The organism is Spirillospora sp. NPDC127506, from assembly GCF_040302145.1.
Taxonomy (GTDB): Bacteria; Actinomycetota; Actinomycetes; order Streptosporangiales; family Streptosporangiaceae; genus Spirillospora.
Map to the genome: position 1 here is coordinate 97591 of NZ_JBEORG010000004.1, position 21391 is coordinate 118981.

General features: G+C 72.8%; 21 protein-coding genes. 2 read left to right on the forward strand and 19 right to left on the reverse strand.

Annotated features, from left to right (window positions below; all coding sequences use genetic code 11):
- Positions 1-29: 29 nt before the first annotated feature.
- Genes ABTW95_RS06320 through ABTW95_RS06330 form a run of 3 tightly spaced genes read right to left on the reverse strand, consistent with a single transcriptional unit; the run spans position 30 to position 4310 of the window.
- The gene (locus ABTW95_RS06320) at positions 30-1187 is read right to left on the reverse strand and encodes a CaiB/BaiF CoA transferase family protein (protein ID WP_500225173.1); all 1158 of its coding nucleotides are present in this window, start codon (positions 1185-1187) and stop codon (positions 30-32) included.
- Positions 1184-2821, reverse strand: coding sequence for a thiamine pyrophosphate-binding protein (locus ABTW95_RS06325; RefSeq protein WP_396448836.1), 1638 nt, complete (start codon positions 2819-2821; stop codon positions 1184-1186). Before ABTW95_RS06325 ends, ABTW95_RS06320 begins: the two co-directional genes overlap by 4 nt.
- A gap of 40 nt (positions 2822-2861) precedes the next feature.
- Positions 2862-4310, reverse strand: coding sequence for an aldehyde dehydrogenase family protein (locus ABTW95_RS06330; protein ID WP_396448835.1), 1449 nt, complete (start codon positions 4308-4310; stop codon positions 2862-2864).
- 82 nt (positions 4311-4392) lie between these two features.
- Between ABTW95_RS06330 and ABTW95_RS06335 the strand changes: the two genes are divergently transcribed.
- Positions 4393-5580, forward strand: coding sequence for an amidohydrolase family protein (locus ABTW95_RS06335; protein WP_396448834.1), 1188 nt, complete (start codon positions 4393-4395; stop codon positions 5578-5580).
- Here ABTW95_RS06335 and ABTW95_RS06340 read toward each other — a convergent pair.
- From ABTW95_RS06340 to ABTW95_RS06405, 14 genes are read right to left on the reverse strand one after another with little or no spacing between them, the layout of a single operon-like run.
- Positions 5577-6272, reverse strand: a complete 696-nt coding sequence (locus ABTW95_RS06340) for a GntR family transcriptional regulator (RefSeq protein ID WP_396448833.1) — start codon at positions 6270-6272, stop codon at positions 5577-5579. The genes ABTW95_RS06335 and ABTW95_RS06340 overlap by 4 nt on opposite strands.
- Positions 6273-6305: 33 nt before the next feature.
- Complete coding sequence (locus ABTW95_RS06345) at positions 6306-6962, reverse strand: SRPBCC domain-containing protein (RefSeq protein WP_500225180.1); 657 nt, start codon at positions 6960-6962, stop codon at positions 6306-6308.
- 3 nt (positions 6963-6965) lie between these two features.
- The gene (locus ABTW95_RS06350; RefSeq protein WP_500225181.1) at positions 6966-7658 is read right to left on the reverse strand and encodes a (2Fe-2S)-binding protein; all 693 of its coding nucleotides are present in this window, start codon (positions 7656-7658) and stop codon (positions 6966-6968) included.
- Positions 7651-8472, reverse strand: coding sequence for an FAD binding domain-containing protein (locus tag ABTW95_RS06355; protein WP_500225184.1), 822 nt, complete (start codon positions 8470-8472; stop codon positions 7651-7653). The genes ABTW95_RS06350 and ABTW95_RS06355 overlap by 8 nt, the downstream gene beginning before the upstream one ends.
- A complete protein-coding gene (locus tag ABTW95_RS06360; protein ID WP_500225186.1) occupies positions 8469-10799 on the reverse strand; it encodes a xanthine dehydrogenase family protein molybdopterin-binding subunit in 2331 nt (776 codons plus the stop codon). The genes ABTW95_RS06355 and ABTW95_RS06360 overlap by 4 nt, the downstream gene beginning before the upstream one ends.
- Positions 10796-11551 carry a cysteine hydrolase family protein gene (locus ABTW95_RS06365; protein ID WP_500225188.1) on the reverse strand — a complete coding sequence of 252 codons (756 nt, stop codon included), beginning with the start codon at positions 11549-11551 and terminating at the stop codon, positions 10796-10798. Before ABTW95_RS06365 ends, ABTW95_RS06360 begins: the two co-directional genes overlap by 4 nt.
- The gene (locus ABTW95_RS06370) at positions 11548-12753 is read right to left on the reverse strand and encodes an amidohydrolase family protein (protein ID WP_500225192.1); all 1206 of its coding nucleotides are present in this window, start codon (positions 12751-12753) and stop codon (positions 11548-11550) included. Before ABTW95_RS06370 ends, ABTW95_RS06365 begins: the two co-directional genes overlap by 4 nt.
- 4 nt (positions 12754-12757) lie before the next feature.
- Complete coding sequence (locus ABTW95_RS06375) at positions 12758-13138, reverse strand: RidA family protein (RefSeq protein ID WP_396454603.1); 381 nt, start codon at positions 13136-13138, stop codon at positions 12758-12760.
- A gap of 46 nt (positions 13139-13184) precedes the next feature.
- The gene (locus tag ABTW95_RS06380) at positions 13185-14300 is read right to left on the reverse strand and encodes a LeuA family protein (RefSeq protein WP_500225194.1); all 1116 of its coding nucleotides are present in this window, start codon (positions 14298-14300) and stop codon (positions 13185-13187) included.
- Positions 14301-14343: 43 nt separating this feature from the next.
- Positions 14344-15360 carry an LLM class flavin-dependent oxidoreductase gene (locus ABTW95_RS06385; protein WP_396448824.1) on the reverse strand — a complete coding sequence of 339 codons (1017 nt, stop codon included), beginning with the start codon at positions 15358-15360 and terminating at the stop codon, positions 14344-14346.
- 30 nt (positions 15361-15390) lie between these two features.
- On the reverse strand, positions 15391-16212 hold the full coding sequence (locus ABTW95_RS06390; RefSeq protein WP_396448823.1) for an ABC transporter permease: 822 nt from the start codon (positions 16210-16212) through the stop codon (positions 15391-15393).
- Positions 16209-16985 carry an ABC transporter permease gene (locus ABTW95_RS06395; protein ID WP_396448822.1) on the reverse strand — a complete coding sequence of 259 codons (777 nt, stop codon included), beginning with the start codon at positions 16983-16985 and terminating at the stop codon, positions 16209-16211. The genes ABTW95_RS06390 and ABTW95_RS06395 overlap by 4 nt, the downstream gene beginning before the upstream one ends.
- A gap of 8 nt (positions 16986-16993) precedes the next feature.
- The gene (locus tag ABTW95_RS06400) at positions 16994-17818 is read right to left on the reverse strand and encodes an ABC transporter ATP-binding protein (protein WP_396448821.1); all 825 of its coding nucleotides are present in this window, start codon (positions 17816-17818) and stop codon (positions 16994-16996) included.
- Positions 17819-17874: 56 nt separating this feature from the next.
- Positions 17875-18897: an ABC transporter substrate-binding protein gene (locus ABTW95_RS06405; protein WP_396448820.1), complete on the reverse strand. Its 1023-nt coding sequence runs from the start codon at positions 18895-18897 to the stop codon at positions 17875-17877.
- A 150-nt stretch (positions 18898-19047) separates the two neighbouring features.
- Between ABTW95_RS06405 and ABTW95_RS06410 the strand changes: the two genes are divergently transcribed.
- Positions 19048-19701, forward strand: coding sequence for a GntR family transcriptional regulator (locus tag ABTW95_RS06410; RefSeq protein ID WP_396448819.1), 654 nt, complete (start codon positions 19048-19050; stop codon positions 19699-19701).
- Between the two features lie 8 nt (positions 19702-19709).
- Here the strand turns inward: ABTW95_RS06410 and ABTW95_RS06415 are convergent, their stop codons facing one another.
- On the reverse strand, positions 19710-19907 hold the full coding sequence (locus tag ABTW95_RS06415; protein WP_396448818.1) for a hypothetical protein: 198 nt from the start codon (positions 19905-19907) through the stop codon (positions 19710-19712).
- A 194-nt stretch (positions 19908-20101) separates the two neighbouring features.
- Entirely contained in the window at positions 20102-21313 is a 1212-nt protein-coding gene (locus ABTW95_RS06420) for a glycosyltransferase (RefSeq protein ID WP_500225199.1), read from the reverse strand.
- Positions 21314-21391 lie beyond the last annotated feature (78 nt).

Genomic DNA, 21391 nt, shown 5'->3' on the forward strand with positions numbered 1-21391 from the left:
CTGTCCCCCATGCCGGTGGCGCGGCAGGGCTACGCCCCCGATGCCTGGTTCGCCCGGAGCCAGTCCAGGACTTCCTCGGTGTGCTCGCCGAGCCTCGGCGGCCGCCGGGCACTGGTCGGGCTGGCGCCGTCCAAGCGGATCGGGCTCGCGACCTGCGGCACCGTCCCGTCGCCGTCGTCCAGCTCGCGGACCGGACGCAGGCCGAGCCGCTCGGCCAGCGCGAAGGCCTCGTCGACACCGTTCACGGGGCCGGAGGGGATGCCGGCGTCGGCCAGGCGGCGAAGGACCTCGCGGGCGGGCAGCGGACGGAACACGCGGTCCAGCGCGGCGAGCAGCTCCTCGCGGTTGGCCACCCGCGCGGTGTTGGTGCGGAACCGCTCGTCGGCGGAGAGCTCCGGGCACCCGAACGCGGCGCAGAGGGCGGCGAACTGGGCGTCCGTGCCCACGCCCACCGCGACCGGGCGGTCGGCCGTGTGCAGCAGCTCGTACGGCGCGATGCTCGGATGCGCGTTGCCGAGCGCGGCCGGCGCCTCCCCGGTGCACAGGTAGGCCGACGCCTGGTTGACCAGGCCGCTCAGCAGCGAGGAGAGCAGGTTGATCTCGACATGGCCGCCGCGCCCGGTCCGCTCGCGGGCGCGCAGCGCGGCCAGCACGCCGATCGTCGCGTGCAGGCCGGCCAGGACGTCGACCAGGGCGACGCCGACCTTCATCGGCTCGCCGCCGGGCTCCCCGGTGATGCTCATCAGGCCGCCGACCGCCTGCACGATGAAGTCGTACCCGGGCAGGTCGCGGCCGCCCTCGGAGCCGAAACCGGAGATGGAGCAGTACACGAGCCCCGGGTTCGGCCCGGCCAGCTCGTCGTAGCCGAGCCCCAGCCGGTCCATGGTGCCGACCCGGAAGTTCTCCACCAGCACGTCGGCGCGGGCGGCCAGCTCCCGCGCCGCCGCGCGCCCCCGTTCGTCCCGCAGATCGAGCACGACGCTGCGCTTGCCCCGGTTCACCGACAGGAAGTACGTGCTGTCCTCGCCGTGGAACGGCGGGCCCCAGGCACGGGTGTCGTCTCCGCCGCCCGGCCGTTCCACCTTGATCACGTCGGCGCCCAGATCCGCCAGCGTCATCGTGGCGAGCGGGCCGGACAGGACCCGGGAGAAGTCGGCGACGACGACCCCGTCGAGCGGACCCGTCATTCGAACCACCGCGGCGAGGTGGTGCGCGGCGGCTGCAGGGCGGTCCGGGTGATCACCAGGCCCGGCAGCCCCGACGCGAGCGAGTCGCGGAGCGCCTTCTCCAGTTCGGCGCCGACCCCGTCCGCCTCCCTGACCTCTATACCGAACGCGTCGCCGAGCGCCCCCCAGCGCGGGCTGTTCAGCTCGACGCCCCGGATCGGGTCGCCCGCGGCCTCCTGGTCGTAGCGGAGCATGCCGTACGCGGAGTCGTCGACGACGAGCACGGTCACCGGCATCCGGTACTGCGCCATCGTGGCCAGCTCCCCGGCGGCGAACAGGAACCCGCCGTCGCCGCAGACGGTGAGCACCTGCCGCCCGGCGGCGGCCGGTCCGAGGGACGCGGGCAGGGCGAAGCCGAGCGTGCCCCAGCCGACCGGGTACTGCAGCCGGCGGGCCCCGCCCACCCGGCCGTAGCCGCCGTACCAGTAGCCGGGCACGGCCATGTCGCACACGACCACGGTGTCGTCGGTGATCGCCGCCTCGACCGAGCGGAGGAACGCCACCGCGTCGGCCGAGCGGGGGTCGCCGGCGAGACGGCTCCAGACCGCCTCCCGCACCGCCCGCAGCGACCGTCCCGTGCCGGCGTCCCGGGCGGGGACCCGGTCGAGGACGGCGGAGAGGACGCCCGCGGCGTCGCCCAGCACCGCCAGGTCCGGCCGGTAGTTCTTGTCCAGGTCCGCCGCGGAGCAGTTGATCACCGCCAGCTCGGGCGGCATCGGCATCCGCCAGTTGCGGGTCATCATGCCGTCGAACCCGGTGCCGACCGCGAGCATCAGATCGGCGCCGGCGACCAGTTCGGCGACCTCCGGCTCGTGCGGCGGCAGCCCGACCGCGCACGGGTGGTCGCCGAGCACCCCGCGCGCCGCGTACGTGGTGATCACGGGGGCGTCCAGCCTTTCGGCGAGGCGGGCCAGCTGCGGCTCCGCCCCGGACTGCAGGACGCCGCCGCCGGCCCAGATCACCACCCGCTCGCGGTCGGCGAGCAGCCGGGCCAGCCGTGCCACGTCCGCGGCGCCGGCCTGCGCCCGCCGCGGCGCCGGCGGCGCCGGCGGCAGCTCGGCGGGCTGCGACAGGACATCGGTCGGGACGTCCACGTACACCGGCCCCCGCGGCCAGGCCAGCGCCGTGGCGGCCGCCTCGCGCAGCGCCTCGACGGCGGCCGCGGCGGTCCGCGGGCGGTAGACGGCCTTGGCGAGCGGTTCGAAGAGCCCCGCCTGATCGCGCGACTCGTGCAGCGCCCCGCGGACCGTCCCGGGGCGGGCCAGCGGGCTGGGGATCTCGCTGGCGACCAGGACGACCGGGGTCCCGCAGGCCGCGGCCTCGCCGAAGGCGCCGACCGCGTTGGCGGCGCCCGGCCCGGTGGTCACCAGCGCGGCGCCGAGCCCGCCCGTGGCGCGGGCCAGGCCGTCCGCCGCGTAGACGGTGGTCTGCTCGTGGCGCACCCCGACGATCTCCGGCATCCCGGGCGACCAGTCCCGCCAGAAGGCGAGGTTGTGCACGCCCGGCAAGCCGAAGATCCGCGTGACCCCCAGTTCGCCGAACATCTCCAGGTACCGCCGCGCGACGGTGGCGGCGGAGCCCTCAGTGCTGCTCAATCGTCCCCCCGGGTGGTCGTCGTTCCGCGCGCGGGCACGGTCAGCCCGCACGCAGGTACACGGTGGTGGTGCTGGTGTAGAAGTCCCGCGCGGCGCGGCCCTGCTCCTTCGGGCCGTAGCCGCTGTCCTTCGTGCCGCCGAACGGGACGTGCGGGTCCGCGCCGGCGGTCTCGGAGTTCACGTGCAGGACTCCGACGTGGAAGTCCTCCATCGCCCGGAGCACGAAGTCGAGGTCGTTGGTGAACACCGCCCCGGAAAGGCCGAACGCACTGTCGTTGGCCAGCCGGATGGCGTTCTCGCGGCCGTCGGCCCGGACGACGCTGAGCACGGGGCCGAACACCTCGTCGCGCCAGACGGAGGAGCCCGGCTCGGTCAGCCGCAGGACGGTGGGCGGCACGAAGTAGCCCTCGGCGCGTTCCCCGTCGGTGTACGGCGTGCTGCCGGTGATGACCTCGGCGCCATCGGCCACCGCGCCTTCGACGGCGGTCAGGATGTCGTCGCGGGCGTCCGCCGACACCGCGGGCCCGAGATCGGTGTCCGGCCGCAGGGGGTCGCCGACGCGCAGGCCCTCGACCAGCCCGCGGATCCGGTCCAGCAGCGCGTCCTCCACCGCCGCGTCGACCACCAGCCGGGACGTGGCCGTGCACTTCTGCCCGGTGGAGCGCATCGCGCCGGCGACGACCTCGGCCGCGGCATGGTCAAGGTCGGCGTCGGCCAGCACCACGGCGGCGTTCTTGCCGCCCATCTCGGCCTGCACGGGCTTGCGCAGCCGCGCGCAGACCTCCATCAGCCGGGTGCCGACCTCGGTGGAGCCGGTGAAGCTGAGCGCCGCCACACCGGGGTGCTCGACCATCCGCGTCCCCAGCGCTCCCGGCCCGACCAGCAGGGACAGCACGCCGTCCGGCAGGCCGGCCTCGGTGAGCGTCTCGGCCAGCCGCATGGCCAGCAGCGGGACGAGGCTGGCCGGCTTCCACACCACCGCGTTGCCGTGCACCAGGGCCGGGGCGATCTTCCAGGCCGGGATGGCCGCCGGGAAGTTCCACGGGGTGATCACCGCGACGACGCCGAGCGGGCGCCGCACCACCATGATCGATTCGCCGCGCCGGGGCGAGGAGTAGATCTCGCCGACGTCCCGGTGCGCCTCACCGGCGTTGAACCGGAAGATCTCCGCCGCCCGCCGGATCTCGCCGACCCCTTCCGCGAGGGTCTTGCCCTCCTCCCGCGTCAGCTCCGCGCCGTACTGCTCGGCCCGCTCGTCCAGGATCCGGGCTGCCGCGTCCAGCACTCCGGCCCGCTCGTGCATGGGGGTCCGCCGCCACTCGTCCGCGGCCGCCGACGCCGCCGCCACCGCCTCGTCGAGGTCGGCTCCGGTGGCGACCGCCAGCTCGGCGACGACCTCCCCCGGCCGCGCGGGGTTGCGCGACTCGGACCGCGGCCCGGCGCCGTCGCGCCAACGACCGGTGATCAGCTGCCGAACCCGGACCGCCATTCGCCCTCCTTGCGCCAGGGGGTCTTCCGATCAACGTTGTATCACGTATACATTCTCCACTCAACGGTCGAACGGAGGAACCATGGCGAAGGCATCGTCGGTGACGCTGGTGACCAACATCGGGACGCTGGTCACCGGTGAGGCGAACGCCCCGTCCGTGCACGACACCTCGGTATTGATCGAGGACGGCGTGGTGGTCGCGATCGGCGAGGACCACCCCCGTCCCGGAACCGTCGTCGACGCCAACGGGCAGACGGTGATTCCGGGCCTCGTCGACGGGCACGTGCACCCGACGGCCGGCGAGTGGACCCCGGCGCAGAACTCCACCGGCTGGGTCCGCAACTACCTGCAGGGCGGCACCACCACGATGGTGTCCGCCGGTGAGCTCCACGTACCCGGGCTGCCGTTCGAGGAGCTGTCGCCCGAACTGGTGCTCGGCCTGGCCACGCTGTCCCGCCGGACGATCGGCACCTTCCGGCCGTCGGGGGTCAAGGTGGACGCCGGGACGGTGCTGCTGGTGCCGGGCCTGCGGGAGGGCGACTTCGACCGGATGGCCGAGGCCGGCATCCGGCACCTGAAGTTCATCTTCTACGACTGGTCCAGGCTTGAGGACGGCGAAGCCGCCGACTACGTGACCTGGGCGCACGAGCGCGGCATGGTCGTGAAGATGCATTCCGGCGGCGTGTCCCGGTCGGGTTCCAGCCGGATCGCCGGACACGAGCTGGTGACCGCCGTACGGCCGGACGTCGTCGCGCACATCTCCGGGGGGCCGATCCCGATGCCCGACGAGGAGATCCGCGGCGTCATCGACGACCTCCCCGAAGCCGCCATCGAGGTGTGCAGCTCGATGAACTACCGCTCCACGAAGGTGACCGTCGACCACCTCGTCGCCACCGGCGCCCTGGACCGGCTGACGCTGGGCACCGACACCCCCGGCGGAACCGGGGTCATCCCGCGCGGGATGCTGCGCAACATCTGCTACCTGGCGAGCATGTGCGGGCTGGCGCCGGAGGACGCGGTGGCCGCGGCGACCGGGAACACGGCGCGGCTGCACCGGATCGCGGGCGGGGTGCTCGCGCCCGGCCGGCCGGCGGACCTGGTGGTGCTCGGTCCCATCCGGGGCTCGGCGGCGCGCGACGGGCTGGAGTCGTTCGCCCTCGGCGACCTGCCCGGGATCTCGGTCGTGCTCGTCGACGGCGAGCCGCTGGTGGACGGACGCAGCGAGCAGACCCCTCCCGCGCGCGACCCCGCCACCGTCCGCCGCGGTTAGTCGCCGCCCGCCGTCCCCGCGACCCGGGGACCGTCGCTCGCGGCCTGCCGGAGCCAGTCGACGATGGTCCCGCGATGCTGCGCCAGCAGGCTGAGCAGGGTGTCGGTGTCCCTGGCCCGGGCGGCCGCGAGGATCGGATCGTGCCCGGCGCTCATGCCGCGCCGGCCCGGCCGGGTGCGCAGGTAGCGGGACCGGTAGAGATCCGAGGCGTCCCATGCCTGGCGGAGTATCCGGGTCAGGCTCGGCATCTCCGCGGCCCCGTACAGCGAGAAGTGGAACCGGCGGTGCGCCTGGCCCCAGGACGCCAGGTCGTCGGCCCGCTCGTGCCGGTTCATCTCGGCGAGCGCGTCGCTCATCTCCGCGACCACCTGATCGGTGATCTTCGGTGCGCCGGCGCGCACCGCCTCGTCTTCGAGGATCTCGCGGAGCCGCTGGAGTTCCAGGAGCTCCTCCTCGGTCAGCTGGGTGACCTGGTAGCCGTGGTAGGCCGCGTAGCTGACCAGTCCTTCGCTCTCCAGGAGGCGCAGGGCGTCGCGCACCGGTACCCGGCTCACCCCGTACTCGGCGGCCAGCTGGTCGGGGAGTATCTGTGCGCCCGGGGAGAACCTCCCGGCCAGGATGGCTCTGCGGATCTCGGCGAAGACGGCCTCCTGCGCTGTCTTCGGACGCTTGCCGCTCTTCGCCGCTGCCATCGGGCCTCCTGACGACGGTTCGTCCGATCTCCGTCACCGTCCGGTACGAGCAAGCGCGGTCCGGCGGGGCCAACATGGTATCGGGTGCCCGCGCCCGGCTCGCCCGGCGAGCCGCGCGCAGCACGCTCCGGCGCAGAAGCCGGCGACCGCCGTCAGCGCCAGCCTGACCCGCCGGTCGGCGAGGGCTCCCCTGGCCAGGGCCGGCAGGAACGACAGGACGGCGAGCGCCTCGGCGGTGTCGTCCGGCGACGCACCGGAGAGGTACCGGTCCAGGTTCCGGGTGAGCTGCTGGATCAGCCGCTCGGTGACCAGGTCGGCCGCCCCGTGCCCGAGCTGGGCGATCCGCCCCGACATCTCGACGTCCGTGTCGAGCCGGATCTCCGTCTCCGACGGCGTCACCGGGACCGCGGCGCCCTTCATCCGCATCCGGACCTGCCCCTGGGCACCGCCGCCCGCGGCGGTCAGCGTCACGGTCCGCCGGGACGCGTCGACCTCCGCCAGCTCGGCCGTTCCCGCGAAGACCGCCCGGATGCTGCCCAGGCGGACGGTCAGGTTCCCGTGATGGACCCCGTCCTCGACCGAGGTGACGGACGCGCCCGGCAGGCATCCGGCGACCACGGTGAGATCGGTCAGCGCCTCCCACACCGGGTCGATGGGATGGCCGACCCGGAAGACCTGCTCCAGTTTCACCGCTCACCTCCTCCGGCGGCGCAGAGCCGCGGCGCCCGCGAGCGCCCCGGCGGCGAACACCGCGACGTGCGCCAGCACCTCGGCGGCGACGGCGGCCGGCCTGCGCTCCCCGGGGTCCGGGGGCGGCCCGCCGACCGGCGCCGGAGTGAGCTCGGGCGGTCCGGTCAGCTCCCCGGCGTCCAGGCCGGTCTGCACGGCGTCCGCGCCGGGCAGCGCCACCGCCCCCTCGGCCCAGACGGTCAGAACCGCGTCGACGATGCCCTGATAGCCGGTGCACCGGCAGATGTTGCCGCTCAATCGCTCCCGCACGGCATCCTCGTCGAGGCTCCCGCCCCGGGTCGCGGCCAGGAGTTCGGTCGCGGCCGCGACGAATCCCGGCGTGCAGAAGCCGCACTGCAGCCCGTGCTCCTCGCTGAGCGCCTCCTGCAACCGGGACAGCCCCGAGGCCGGGGAGAGCCCTTCGACCGTCCAGACCGCGCCCCCGTCGGCCTGCGCGGCGAGCGTGGTGCACGTGCGGGCGGTGCGCCCGTCGAGGAGGACCGTGCAAGACCCGCAGACGCCCTGCTCGCATCCGAGGTGCGTCCCGGTGAGGCCGAGCCGGTCGCGCAGCAGGTCGGCCAGCGTGGTCCTCGGGTCCACCCACAGGTCGGCAGGAGACCCGTTGACCTGCAATGAGACCCTGAGACGTTCAGCCATGGCCCCTGGCACCTCCCCTCCTCCGGGCCGCCAGGACGGCCCGCTCGACCGCCGTCCGGCGCAGTGGCCCGTGCTCCCCCTCGTCGTCCTGCAGCAGTGCGGCGAGCGTTCCGGCGGCGGTGTCCGGCCCGTCGGGCGGGCGAACGCTCGCCACCCGGTGACCGCCGGCGCCGAAGGTGACCGCCACGGCGGGTTCCGCGTCGCGGTCCGGCAGCCGGACGGCCGCGCCGGCGAGCGCGAAGTCGCCGGTCCGGCGGGCGATCTCGTAGAACCCGGTCTGGCCGCCGCCCGGCGGGACGCGCAGCCAGGTGATCATCTCGTCCGCTTCGAGCACGGTCTCGTAGGGGCCGAGGACGAACTCCCGCGCCGGGACCTCCCGCGTACCGGCCGACCGGGACTCCACCAGCACCGTGGCGTCGAGCAGCATGGCCGCGGCCTGCAGCTCACCGCTCGGGTCGGCGTGCGCGAGGCTCCCCGCCAGCGTGCCGCGATGGCGGATGGCCGGGTGCCCGATGTGGCGGGCCGCCTCCGCCAGCACGGGCGCCGTCCGCGTTATCAGGGGGTGTTCGGCCACGACGTGGTGGCGCACCAAGGCGCCGATGTACAGCTCGCCGTCCACCATGCCGAGGCGGTTGAGCTCGGCCAGGCGCCCGATGTCGATCAGATGGCTCGGCCGGGCGATCCGCAGGTTCAGCATCGGCACGAGGCTCTGCCCTCCGGCGAGCAGGCGGGCGTCCTGCCCGGCCTCCGCGAGCATGTCCAGCGCCTCGGCCCTGGTGTCCGCCCGGAGGTAGGCCAGCTCGGCGGGCTTCACCGGGGCCTCCGCAGCACCGACGGGTCCAGCGGCGTGCCGTCCATGTGGGTGCGGCCGCCGGTGGCGTCGTCGGCGGCACTGGCGATGGCCGCGTACCCGGGGATGATGCCGCTCTCCCCCACCCCCCGCACGCCCAGGGGGTTCATGCCGCTGGGGACCTCCACGTGCGCCAGCCGCATGCGCGGCACGTCCGTGGTGGACGGCAGCAGGTAGTCCATCAGCGTCGTCGTGAGCGGCTGACCGGACGGGTCGAACTCGAACCGCTCGAACAGGGCACCGCCGACGGCCTGGGCCACACCGCCCATGACCTGCCCCTTCACGATCGACGGGTGCAGCGACCGGCCGCCCTCGTCGACCGCGATGTAGCGCAGCACGCGGACGAGGCCCGTGTCCTCGTCCAGCGCCACCACGGCGGCGTGCGCTCCCGCGGTCCAGGTCACCGTCCGCGGGCGCCAGGTGTGCTCCCGCTCGATCAGCGGCGCGCCGGCGGAGCCCGCGGTGGAGCCCCCGGCGGCGTCCTGCCGCTCCTCGGCCAGCGCCAGGGCCAGCTCCTGCCAGGTGACCTTCGTGTCGGAGTCCGGATGGTAGAACCCGAACTCGTTCAGCCGCACCTCATCGGTCCGCCAGTGGTCGCCGTACAACCGGGCCAGCTCCCGCTTCGCCTCGTCCACCAGTCCGGCCGCCGCCGCGGCCACCGCCGGTCCGGCGTTGGCGGCGGACCGGCTGGCGTAGCTGCCGATCCCCTCCCCGGTGATCCCCGTGTCCGCGTGCGTGACCTCCACCGCTTCCAGGGGCACGCGCAGTTCGTCCGCGGCCACCTGCGCCAGGGTGGTCTCGTGGCCCTGCCCGCTCGACGAAGCGCCGGACGACACCTCGAAGCCGCCCGACGGCAGCAGCGCGACCCGCCCCACCTCGAACGGCCCGAGCCCGGTGCCCTCGGTGAACATGGCGTAGCCGGTGCCGAGCCGCTCCCCGTCGCGGAGTTCCTCGCGGGACAGCGCGTCCAGATCCATGCGCTCCACCTCGGCCACGCAGCGGTCGAGCAGCTCCCGGTAGTCGCCGCCGTCGTAGACGATCGGCTGGCCGTCGTGGTAGGTCGCTCCGACCCGGTACGGCAGTTCGCCGGCGCCGATCACGTTGCGCCGCCGGATCTCCACGGGGCTCAGTCCGAGGACGGACGCGGCCCGGTCGAGCAGCCGCTCCATGGCGAAGCACGCCTCCGGCCGTCCGGCGCCGCGGTACTGCGTCGTCGGAGTCTTGTTGGTGAGCACCGCCCGGCCGGTGATGTCGAACGACGGGACGCGGTACGGGCCGAGACCATGGATCGCGCCGTTCGCGGTGACGCCGCCGAGCCAGAAGTTGTGCGCGCCGATGTCGACCACGAAGTCGTCGGTGTACCCGAGGATCCGGCCGTCGTAGTTGAGCACGAGCCGGTTGCTGTGCCGGCGGTCCCGGGAGTGCGCCGTGGCCACCAGGTGCTCGGCCCGGTCCTCGACCCACGCGACCCGGCGGCGCAGATAGCGGGCCAGCACGCAGGCGACCAGCTCCTCGCCGTAGATGTTGGCCTTGGTGCCGAACCCGCCGCCGACGTCCGGGACGCTGACCCGCAGGTCCGACCGCGGCCACCCCAGGGCCTTGCACAGAGCGGTGCGCACGTGGTGCGGGATCTGGCTGGAGGTGATCAGGTGGACGCTCATGGACTCGATGTCGAAGTCGGCGATGACGCCGCGGGTCTCCAGCGGCACGCCGGAGTGCCGGCCCACCCGGTACGTGCCCTCGACCACGACCGGGCCTTCGGGCACGGTGCCCTTGGCGAGCCGCAGCGATGCCGCGACGTTCCCTTCGCAGCCCGGCCGCACCGGTGGGGCGCCCTCGGCGAGCGCGTCCGCCACCGTGTACACGCCGGGCAGGTCCCGGTACTCGACCTCGACCCTCTCCGCGGCGTCCTCGGCCAGATACCGGTCGGTCGCCACGACCACGGCCACCGGTTCGCCGACGTAGCGGACGCGGTCGACGGCGATCGCGTCGACCCGCAGCGGCGCGGTCTGGAACCCGGTCGCCTCGGCGAACCGCGGGTCGGGCAGGTAGATCGGCAGCAGCGGCCCGGCCATCCGGGCGAACGTCCGCCCGTCCAGCACCGTGACCACGCCGGGTGAGGCGAGCGCCTTCGCCGCGTCGACGCGCACGATGGACGCCGACGCGCGCGGGCTGCGCACGAAGGCGAACTGCAGCGCGTCGCCGACCAGGTCCGCCAGGAAGGCGCCCTCGCCGCGCAGCAGACGCGGATCCTCCCGGCGCGCGACGCTGGTCCCGACGAGACGCCTCATGGAACCCGCCCGGCGTCGGGGTCCCATTCGGCGCAGGCGAACGGTTCACCGGCCGCGCACGCGTCCATGTAGCCGGCGGTCTCGGCGCAGTCGGTCACGTTGGCGTAGCGCATGTCCATGTCGAACAGCGACACCTTGTGCGGGACGGGAGTGCGGTCGAACACCGCCTCGTGCGGGACGAGAACGGTGAGGCCGGCGCCGAACGCGTCCAGCACCGTGGCCCGCACGCAGCCCCCGGTGGCGCACCCGGTCACGATCAGCGTGTCCACCTCGCGGCGGCGCAGCTCATCGAGCAGCGGGGTTTCGTACAGCGCGCTGGCCGACGGCTTGGTGAACACCAGCTCGCCGTCCCGCGGCGCGATGTCGCGGTGGATGTCGCTCACCCACGCCGGCGCCGAGACCAGCTCGGACGCCCGCCGGTTCTTCCCCGTCCACAGGCCCCGGTCGGCGGCCATCCTCGAATAGCCGACCGGCACACCGGTGCGGCGGGCGTGATCGATCAGCTCCCGGATCCGCGGGAGCGCCCGCCACGCGGCATCACCGCACGCGTTCGGGAACCGGTCGAGGACGCCGGGCAGGCTCATGTCGCCGTCCCCGTCTCCGGTGAACTCGTAGGTCACGTCGACGACCACCAGGGCGGGCCGCGTGCCCGGCACCGCCCGGCCGCCGTACCCGGCGGCCAGGTGCATCCGCCACTCGTCCGGACCGACCACGTCGGCCCACGGTGCGATCCGCGTCGGTGAACTGCTCATGTCGTCTCCAGGGTCGGCAGGACGGCGGGCGGCGGGGTGTAGCGGCCGGGAAGAGCGGCGACGCTCCCGCCGCTCACCACGGCGCCGACTCCGACGATTTCCCCGGCCTCCAGCGCGTCCGCCGCGGTCGAGTGCGCCGATCCGCGCACCGGGCCGACCAGCAGCAGGTCGGCCGGGCGGCCCTCGGCCAGCGCACCGCCGGGGATTCCGTGCGCCTCGGCGACGTTCGCGGTGCCGCAGCGCAGCGCGGTCGCGGCGTCCACCCCGCCGAGGCCCGCGATGGCCGCGATGACCTGGAGCGGGCCGCGCGGCATCGTGCCGTTGCCGCCGGGCGTGTCGGTGCCGACCGTGATCCGGTGCAGCTCGCCGCGTTCCCACAGCATCCCGACCAGGTCGCGCAGCACCCGCAGGTTCCCGCCGAGGATCAACTCGATGCGGCAGTCGGTCCGCTCCACGATCGCGGCGAGCGCCTCGTCGTCCATCGGAATCGGGCCGCCGTTGGCGTGCGCCAGCACCCGCGGCGCCACCGCGGCGACGAGGTCGGCGTCCGCTTCGAGGCTGTGCCCCTGATAGGACGTCCCGCCCGCGTGCATCTTGGTGACCAGACCGAACTCGTCGGCCCACTTGCCGTAGGCGGCGACCTCGTCCTCCCACCGCCGCCCGGCGAACGGATAGTAGATGTACTTGACGCACTTCCCGCCGGCCTCGGCCACCTGCCGGAAGCATTCCCGGTCCATGCCGGGCACCGCCAGCAGGGTCCCCGCGTAGACGCGAGGCGGGGCGGCGATATTGCCGAACGCCCACGCCGAATGGGCGGCGAGCCGGGTGGCTGCCTCGGGCGTCAGCTCGGCGGAGCTGAACCCGGGGAACGTCAGCTCGCCCGCCGACACCATGGCGGTGACCCCGGCGTTCAAGTAGGTGTCGGTCCACCCGTGACCGGGCGGCACCACCGACACCGCCCCCGCCACCGGGTGCACGTGCCCGTCGATGAGCCCGGGAACGGCGGTCAGACCGGCGGCGTCGAGCACGGCCACCTGCTCGCCGTCCCGCTCCAGCTCGTGCAGCGCGGCGCCGGCCCCCTCCCCGATCGCCAGTATCCGGCCGTGCGCGCACAGGAGTTCGCCGTCGGCACGCCAGCCCCACGACGGTTCGGCACCGAGCAGCCCGCCGAGGTTGCGCACGTGCAGCGCCGGGGTCACCATGGCCTCACTTCCCCAGGTACGCGACGGCGTCGAGTTCGACCTCGCCGATTCCGAGCGCGCCCGCCTGGATCGTCGTCCTGGCCGGGTAGGGGCTTTCGAAGAACTCCTCGAACGCCTTGTTCATCCCTGCGTAGTCGGCGAAGTCGACCAGGTAGACGTTCACCTTCACCACCGACGTCCGGTCCGCGCCGCGCGTGGCGAGCACCGCCTCCATGTTCTCCAGGCACTGCCGGGTGGACGCGACGATGTCGCCTTCGACGATCTCGCCGCTCCGCGCTCTGGCGACCATGCCGGACACGTGGAGCCAGTCGCCGGCGACGACGCCGTGCGACAACGGCACCTTGGGCGCGGCCATGGTGTCGGCGTTGAACTTGTCCAGGGTCATCTCGTGCCGCCTTCCTCTTTCCGCTTGCAGTTCCCCATGCCGGGAGTCAGTTGCCGGCCTGGGCGCGGACCGCTCGCACCAGGTCCGCGGTGCTGAGCACGCGCCGGTACTCCTCGGCGGTGTCCTTCAGTGCCTCGACCAGCCGTCCGACGTCGACCTTCGCGGCGTCGATGCGCAGCTCCGCCAGCAGGTGCTCCACGGCCTGCCGGCCGGAGGTCTTGCCGAGCACCACGCCGGAGCGGCGGCCGACCCGCTCCGCCTCGACCGGCTGGGCGGCCAGCGGGTCCTTGACGTACCCGCTGATCGAGATGCCGGAGACGTGCCGGAACGAGTTCTTGCCGGTGATCGCGCGGTTGTCCTGCAGCCCGAGCCGCATCAGCTCGGCCGCCCGGATGAAGCTGTGGCCCAGCCGGTCGACGGCGAGTCCGGTCTTCACCCCGAGCAGCACCTCCAGGGCACCGGCCACCTCCTCGGTCGCGGTGTTGCCCGCGCGCTCGCCCACCCCGGCGATGCTGGACGACACCGCGTCCGCACCCGCCTCGACCGCGGCGATCGCGTTGGCCGTCGCCAGCCCGAAGTCGTCGTGGAAGTGCACCTCGATCGGCAGCCCGAACTCGTCCTTGCACCACCGGACCAGGTCGGCGGCCACCTTGGGCGTGCCGACTCCGACGGTGTCGACGACCCTGATGGCGTCGATGAGCCCCAGCCGGTTCAGCTCGCCGTAGATCGCTCGGAGGTCTTCCCTGTCGGTGCGCAGGGTGTCGTAGGCGCTGGCGTAGGTGACCAGCCCGTGCTCCTTGGCCCTGGTGTGCGCCGCGACCGCCGCGTCGACCATCTGCCGCACCGACCAGCCGAACTTGGCCTTCAGCTGGTGCGGGCTCACCGGGCTGGAGACGACCACCCCCCACAGGCCGCAGTCGGCCGCCATGTCGACGTCGTCGACCCTCGCCCGGCAGACGCCGAGGGTCTCGGGGATCGCCCCGCTCTCCACCACCGCGGCGATCGCCTCGCGCTCGCCGGCCGAGATCGCCGGGGTGCCGATCTCGGCCCGACGGACGCCGACGTCCCGCAGGATCGCGGCGATGGCCTTCTTCTCCGCCGCGCCGAGCACGACGCCCGGCTGCTGCTCTCCCTCACGCAACGTGCAATCGCTGATCAGCACGGTCCCTCCCGCTCCCTTCCCTGCCTCCCGGTCCGCTCCGCGCTCATGCCAGCCAGGAATCGTTGAGCAGCTTGTTCAGCCGGGCCACCTGGTCGTGGACGTCGCGTCCCATCACCACGAGCCCGATCTCGTCCACGGGGAGCCGTGCCGCGGCGTTCAGGCCGGCGAGCACCTGGTCCTCCGTTCCGGCGATGGCGAAGTCGCGCAGCACCTCGACCGGCAGTTCCTCGCCGTGCCCGCTCCCGTGCGACATGTGGTGGGAGAAGTCGTAGCCCGCGCGGATGCGCTCCCGGGCCGCGTCCACCTCCGGGCTGGTGTCGAACGCCAGCGGGTGCCGCAGGATCGAGGCCACCCAGGGCCGCACGTCCGCCCAGGCCCGCTCCTCTTCGCCGATCGCGCAGGCCACCCACAGCACCGAGTGCAGCGTCGCCGGGTCCTTGCCGGCAGCGCGGCGGCCGGCCGCGACCCGCTCCAGCACCTGATCCACCGCGCCGGGCACGATCCCCGGCACGATGATCGCGCCGTCGCCCAGCTCTCCGGCCAGTTCCAGCGTCTTCGGCCCGCTGCCGCTGAGCAGGATCTCCACCTGCCGGGGCGGCCGATCCCAGGACACCTCCGGGCCGTCCGGCCCGGTGTCGGCGGCGGCGTCGGCGAGCAGGGTCCGCATGCCGTGCACCGCCGAGCGCAGTTCGGCCAGCCTCGCCACCCCGCCGTTGAGCCGGCGCAGGGCGCTGTCACCGACGCCGATCCCGAGCCGGACGCGGCCCGGAGCGTACTCGTCGAGGGTCTGGACGGTGGACGCGGTGACGGTCCAGTGCCGGTTCACCGGGTTGGTGACCGCCGGCCCGTAGCGCAGGGTCTCGGTGGCGGCCAGGCACAACGCGATGGTCGCCCAGCACTCCCGCCAGATCAGCGGGCTGTCACCGATCCACAGCGTGTCGACGATGCCGCCGTCCAGCTCCCGCGCGAGATCGATCGTCGCCCTGGTGTCCCTCGTCGGGTAGTAGCCGACGCTCACCAGGGGACGCACCGGATCCCCGACCGGCTCGTTGCTTCGCACCACAATGCCCTCCCGATTCCCGGTCGTCGTTCAACGCCAGCGGCGGGCCATCCGCCGCTCGAGCGCCCACAGGCTCGTGGTCCCTGCCAGCGAGGTGATGATCAGCAGGAGCACCGCGGCCCCCATCAGGTCGTACTGCGCCAGCGTGTACTTGGAGATGATGATCTGGCCGAGGCCGCCCTTGGAGCCGATGATCTCGGCGAAGACCACACCGACCAGGCTGAGGCTGAACGCCAGCCGCAGCCCGACCGCGAGCGAGGGCAGCGCGGCGGGGATGTCCAGCTTCAGCAGCCGCTGATGCCACGGCATGGACAGGGACCTGGCCACCTTGCCGTAGATCGCCGGCACCGCGGCCAGCGCGCCGCCGAAGTTGATGATCACCGGGAACACGCCGAAGATGAACCCCATCGTCACCTGGGACGCCGAGCCCAGCCCGAAGACGAGCATCAGCACCGGGTAGATGGCGATCTTGGGAATCCCGTTCAGCGCCAGGATGGCGGGCTCCAGCGTGCGCCTGGCGAGCGCGGACAGGCCGATCAGCGCCCCGAGGAGCACACCGGCGATCACCGAGAGCACGAACGCCGTCAAGCCGTCCACCGCGGTCTTGCGGACCGCGTCGGTGAACTCCTCCGAAGAGAAGTTGCCGGCCAGGACCCGCACCGTCGCCAGCGGATCCGGCACCACGAACAGCGCGAGGGACAGCAGATACCAGACGGCGACGGCGACTCCGAGGACCACCAGCGGACCGACGGGGATCCTGCCGCGCCGGCCCGCCGGCCGGTCCCGCCGCGACGCGAGGGCCGCCGCCTCTTCCCGGGTCGCCACCGCCGCGGTGGCGCGGTCGCCGCTCATCCGTGGTGCCTCAGCGACACCGCGCTCACCGCGAGGAGCGCGGTCACGACCACGAAGGACAGCGCGAGGGTGGCCGCGAGGAACAGGTACATGCTCGGCACGTTGAACGTCTCGTACTGGTACCGGACGGCATAGCCGAGCCCTTCACTACTGACCATGAACTCCATCCCGATCGTGCCGACGAGGCTGTAGACCGCCCCCACCCGCGCACCCGTGAAGATCTCCGGCAGCGCCCCCGGCAGTTCGATCCGGCGGAACCGCAGCAGCGGGGGCATCTGCAGTGCCAGGCCCACCATCTTGTGGATCTCCTTCTGCTCCCGGAACCCGATCCAGGTGTTGAGCGCCACCGGGACCGAGCACATCACCGTGGAGATCGCGATGATCGGCCACGAGTTGATGCCCAGCAGCACCAGCAGGAACGGGTAGAACACCACCAGCGGCACGGCGTAGAAGGCCAGCAGGTACGGCTCCAGCGCGCGCCCGACGACCGGCAGCCGCCAGAACAGCACGCCGAGCCCGAAGCCCAGCAGGCACCCGGCCACCAGTCCCGCCAGCACCCGGACGGTCGTGACCGCCAGGTGGTCGAGGAAGGTCGCCGGGGCCGGGTCGCTCAGCTGGGTCTGCGCCCCGATGATCCTCCCCACCTCGGGGAAGGTCCGGGTGTCCACCAGGCCCGACTCCGTGGCGAGCCACCAGCCCGCGACGATGAGGACCGCCAGGGCGAAGAAGGTGAGCACCTGCGACCAGAGTGCTCGGAACAACTCCCGCTGCATGATCCCCCCTACCTCGAGCTGAGGAGATGCTCGCGCTCGTCGAAGGCGCGCTGCGACTCCTTCTGCAGCACGCTCCAGATGCGCGCGCTGAGATGCTGGTACTCGTCCGTGCTGAGCAGCTCGGGCCCGCGCGGATACTCGAACGGGACCGGCAACCGCTCGCGGATCGTCGCCGGCCGGTAGGACATCACCCAGACCTCCTGGCTGAGCAGGAGGGCCTCCTGGATGTCGTGGGTGACGAACAGGACGGTCTTGTTCGTGCTCTGCCACATCTGCAGCAGCTCGACACCGATCATCAGCCGGGTCTGCGGGTCGAGCGCGCCGAACGGCTCGTCCATGAGCAGGACCGACGGGTCCAAAGCCAGGGTCCGCGCGATGGCGACCCGCTGGCGCATCCCGCCGGACAGCTCCCTCGGGTAGGCGTGCTCGAAACCCGTCAGCCCGACGAGATCGATCATCTCCCTGGCCCGGCTGATCTGGGCGGCCTTGCGCATGCGCTCGACCTCGAGGCCCAGCCGCACATTGTCGATCACCGTGCGCCAGGGCAGTGTGGAGTCCTCCTGGAACACCACGCCGATCGAGCGGCGCGGGCCGCGGACGGGTTCCCCGTCCACGGACACCGCGCCGGTCGACGGCTTGACCAGCCCGGCCACGATGTTGAGCAGCGTCGACTTGCCGCAGCCGGACGGACCGACGATGGAGACGAACCTGCCCTGGCCGACCGCGGCGTCGATGGGCGACAGCGCGTGCGTGGTCCCGCCGCCGCGTAGGCCGAAGGTCTTCGACACTCCTTCGATCAGCAGATGCGCTTCTCTCGGCTCGGACTTTTCCACTGCGGCGTCTCCGTTCGGTCTTGCTGCGTATCAGGCCGGGCAGGGCCAGGACGAGGTCAGAGCTCGGCCTTGGCGTCCCCCGGCAGGTACTGCTGGTCGAAGATCTTCTTCCAGTCGATCGGCCCGGAGACCTGACCGGACAGGTTCATCAGCTCCGAAACGGTGTCCAGCGCCTCCGGCACCGTCTTGAAGGAGTAGATCTCCTCGGCGGGGATGCCGGCGTCCGCGATGCTCTTCTCGATGATCGCCGCGTCGATGTTCATGATCTTGCTCAGCGCGGGGGCCATCTTCCCCGGATCGCCGGCGATGTCGCCGAACACCTTCGACATGGCGGCGAAGAACGACGGCATCGCCTCCGGGTTCTTCTCCGCCCACTCCTTGTTCACCACGACCATGTCGGCGGGGAACCAGGGCAGCGTCTTCGGAGCGTCGATGACCACCTTGGCGCCGTCGTTCTGCACCTTCTCGGTGATGAACGGCTCCATGGCCCATCCGCCGACGACCTGGCCGCTCTTGCTGGCCGCCCAGTTCTCCCCCATGCCGCCGGCCGGGACGATCTCGCTGAACTTGATGTTCTGCTTCTTCTCGATCCCCGCCAGCAGCAGGTTCACCGTGGCGCCGGGCACCGAGCCGCCGATCTTCTTGCCGTTGAGGTCCGGTACCTCCTTCGGACCGATCCAGTAGAAGCCGTTCCGCGGCGCCCACAGGCTGACGATCTTCACTCGCGGGTCGCTCTGCGCCGCGAGCACCGACGCGGCCGGCGAGCCGATGGCGATCTCGGCGTCCCCGGTGCTCAGCGCACGGAGGGTGTTGCCGCCGCCGGACGCCGAGGCGAACTCGACGTCGAGCCCCGCGTTCGCGAAGTCTCCGCGATCGGCGGCGATCTTCAGCGCCGCCATGAACGGAAGCGTGTCGATCAGCGTCGCGGTGATCCGGACCTTGGTCCGCCCTCCCTCACCGCTGCTGCCGCCGTCGTCACCCGATCCGCATGCCGTGACCCCCAGCACGAGCGTGGCCGCCGCCAGCACGGCCCCCGCTCGTGTCCGGGCCCTCCACCACCTGCTCGTGAGCTCTCCCATGACAACCTCCCAGTTGCATATCGGGTAATGTATATGAGATCCATTCCATGTCAACGGTGTCTTGCCCGGTTCGACCGAGTCCCTCGGCCGGCGGATGAGATCATCGGGGGCGACGCACTACCCGGCCGCTACAGCAGACAGGGGAGAGCCGTGGTTTTCAGACGACCGCTGACGGCCCAGGCGGCGGTTCTTCAGGAGTTGAGGCGGTCGATCCTCGAAGGCGAGCTCAAGCCGGGCACCCAGATCGTGCAGGACGCCTTCGCCGAGCGACTGGGGCTCAGCCGGGTGCCGGTGCGGGAGGCGCTGAAGATCCTCGAAGGCGAGGGGCAGGTCCGCTACTCACCGCATCGCGGCTACTTCGTGACCGAGCTGGACATCAGCGAGCTGCTGGAGATCTACCGCATCCGCGAGCTGCTGGAGACGGAGACCGTCCGCAGGGCCGCCCCCAGGTTGACCGACGAGGATCTGAACCGGCTCTCCACTGCCATCGACGGCATGGCGGCGGCGAGCGAGGCCACCGACATCGTGGCGCTCACCAACGCCAACCGCGAGTTCCACTTCGTGCTGTTCAACCCGTCCGGCATGCCGCGCTTCGTCCGGATGATCCGGCAGCTCTGGGACGCCTCGGACCCGTACCGGTCCCTGTACTTCGCCGACCCCGACCACCGCGACGTGGTGGACGCCGAGCACCGCGGCATCCTCGACGCCGCACGTGAACGCGACACGGAAGCCCTCGTCCGCCTGCTCAACGAACACCGGGACCACGCGATCGCGGGCCTCAAGAAGGTGCTCGACCGCTCCTGAAGGCACGCTCACGTGCTCGGCTCGGGAACCTTGCAGTTGGCGGTGGGGTTGAGACCGATGTAGTTGAGCGGACCGGACGCCCAGGTGATTCCGATGGTGGCGATCTTGGCGCAGCTGCCGTCGAAATGGGCGTAATAGTGGCGCTGTCCCGCGGCGAGCGCCCCTATGATCAGCCAGGCGACGAGCATCCACCGTCCGGACCTCATCGATACCTCCGGTGCCCACGTCGCCGACCCTGGGGTACGACAGTAGCGACAAGATCGCCCATAGTTAAGCAGGTCGGACCAGGTGTGTCATCTCATCCATGTCTCGCGCGGCCGCCGCGTCCCCGGCGCCGCTCCGCGGACCGGCCTCGGTGGACCAACCTGGGCGGACCGCTGCGCCCGGGGCCGGCAGCCGCCTATGCGACGGGTCCGGGCGTGCCGGTGAGGGCGAGCAGGCGGTGGGCCGCGGTCAGCGTGCCGTCGGAGTCGATCGTCGGTGCGACGGCACGCGCGGTCGGCGCGGCGTCCAGCGCTTGGCCGAGGGCGTCGCGCAGGCTGCCGGCGGGCGGGACAGACGCGCCCAGCCCGAGGCGGCGGACGCGCTCCGCGTGGTAGTGCTGGTCGAACATCTGCGGCAGGATCACCTGCGGTGTCCCGGCCCTGGCGGCGACGGTGGTCGTCCCCGCGCCCCCGTGATGGACGACGGCCGCCACCCGGCGGAAGAGCGCCTGCTGGTTGACTTCGCCGATCGAGAGGCAGCCGGGGTCGCCGGCGACGGCGGCCAGGTCCGCCCAGCCGCTCGAGATCACGACGCGGCGGCCGATGGCACGGGCCGCGTCGAGCACCTTCGCGACGATGCCGTCCGGGGCGCGCATGCTGCCGAGCCCGAAGTACACCGGCGGTTCGCCCTCGGCGAGGAACGCCTCCAGTGCGGGGTCCAGCGGGCGGGTGTCGTCGAGCAGCCAGGCCCCGGTCTGCAGGACGTCCAGGCCGGGCGGGCCGGGCCAGGGCGCGAGGACCGCGTCGGCCGCGAGCCATGGACGGCCGGTGAACAGGTGGGAGCGCACGTCCGCGACGGGTTCGAGGCCGAGCCGCCGGCGCTGGTCGTTCAGCGGAGCCCGCCACAGGGCGTTCCAGCGCTGCTCGTCCTCGGCCCAGAGCCGTTCGGCGTCGACCGGCCCGTCGGCGCGGCTCTGCCCGAGCATGCCGAACACCGGCGGCGCGTGATGCGGGGACGGCAGCGTGATCGGCGCGAACGCCGCGTACACGTACGGGACGCCCGCCGCCTCGGCGACCGAATGGGCCGCGATCGCCAGCGCTCCCCCGCCGACCACGGCGTCGCACCCGTCCGCCGCCGCCTGGACGGCCCGGAACTGGTCGGCGACCGTCCCCTCGATCATCCGCTGCCGCTCCCGCGGTGTCGGCACCGTCCCGGCGCCGGCCCTGGCGGTCTCCCGCAGCCATGGCCCCACCGGCACATAGGCCACCCCGAGCGACTCCGCCCAGGTCTGAAAGTCCGGCGGCGCGCACACCACCGCGCCGTGCCCGAGCCGGCGCAGCCGGACCGCCAGCGCGATCACCGGCTGGGCCTCGCCGCGCGAGCCGATCGTCGACAGCAGAACCCGCATGCCAATCCCCCTTTCGCGCCCCGGTTCTCGGTGCGCGAGCAGCGATTCTGCCCGCCGACCCGGCTCTTGCCGCAAGCC

What these genes read in the sequence shown, in the direction of transcription:
- ABTW95_RS06320 (WP_500225173.1), bottom strand. Translation starts at nt 1,187, where the DNA reads ATGACGGGTCCGCTCGACGGGGTCGTCGTCGCCGACTTCTCCCGGGTC.
- ABTW95_RS06350 (WP_500225181.1), bottom strand. Translation starts at nt 7,658, where the DNA reads ATGGCTGAACGTCTCAGGGTCTCATTGCAGGTCAACGGGTCTCCTGCC.
- ABTW95_RS06370 (WP_500225192.1), bottom strand. Translation starts at nt 12,753, where the DNA reads ATGGTGACCCCGGCGCTGCACGTGCGCAACCTCGGCGGGCTGCTCGGT.
- ABTW95_RS06335 (WP_396448834.1), top strand. Translation starts at nt 4,393, where the DNA reads ATGGCGAAGGCATCGTCGGTGACGCTGGTGACCAACATCGGGACGCTG.
- ABTW95_RS06340 (WP_396448833.1), bottom strand. Translation starts at nt 6,272, where the DNA reads ATGGCAGCGGCGAAGAGCGGCAAGCGTCCGAAGACAGCGCAGGAGGCC.
- ABTW95_RS06360 (WP_500225186.1), bottom strand. Translation starts at nt 10,799, where the DNA reads ATGAGGCGTCTCGTCGGGACCAGCGTCGCGCGCCGGGAGGATCCGCGT.
- ABTW95_RS06415 (WP_396448818.1), bottom strand. Translation starts at nt 19,907, where the DNA reads ATGAGGTCCGGACGGTGGATGCTCGTCGCCTGGCTGATCATAGGGGCG.
- ABTW95_RS06420 (WP_500225199.1), bottom strand. Translation starts at nt 21,313, where the DNA reads ATGCGGGTTCTGCTGTCGACGATCGGCTCGCGCGGCGAGGCCCAGCCG.
- ABTW95_RS06395 (WP_396448822.1), bottom strand. Translation starts at nt 16,985, where the DNA reads ATGCAGCGGGAGTTGTTCCGAGCACTCTGGTCGCAGGTGCTCACCTTC.
- ABTW95_RS06405 (WP_396448820.1), bottom strand. Translation starts at nt 18,897, where the DNA reads ATGGGAGAGCTCACGAGCAGGTGGTGGAGGGCCCGGACACGAGCGGGG.
- ABTW95_RS06365 (WP_500225188.1), bottom strand. Translation starts at nt 11,551, where the DNA reads ATGAGCAGTTCACCGACGCGGATCGCACCGTGGGCCGACGTGGTCGGT.
- ABTW95_RS06375 (WP_396454603.1), bottom strand. Translation starts at nt 13,138, where the DNA reads ATGACCCTGGACAAGTTCAACGCCGACACCATGGCCGCGCCCAAGGTG.
- ABTW95_RS06330 (WP_396448835.1), bottom strand. Translation starts at nt 4,310, where the DNA reads ATGGCGGTCCGGGTTCGGCAGCTGATCACCGGTCGTTGGCGCGACGGC.
- ABTW95_RS06390 (WP_396448823.1), bottom strand. Translation starts at nt 16,212, where the DNA reads ATGAGCGGCGACCGCGCCACCGCGGCGGTGGCGACCCGGGAAGAGGCG.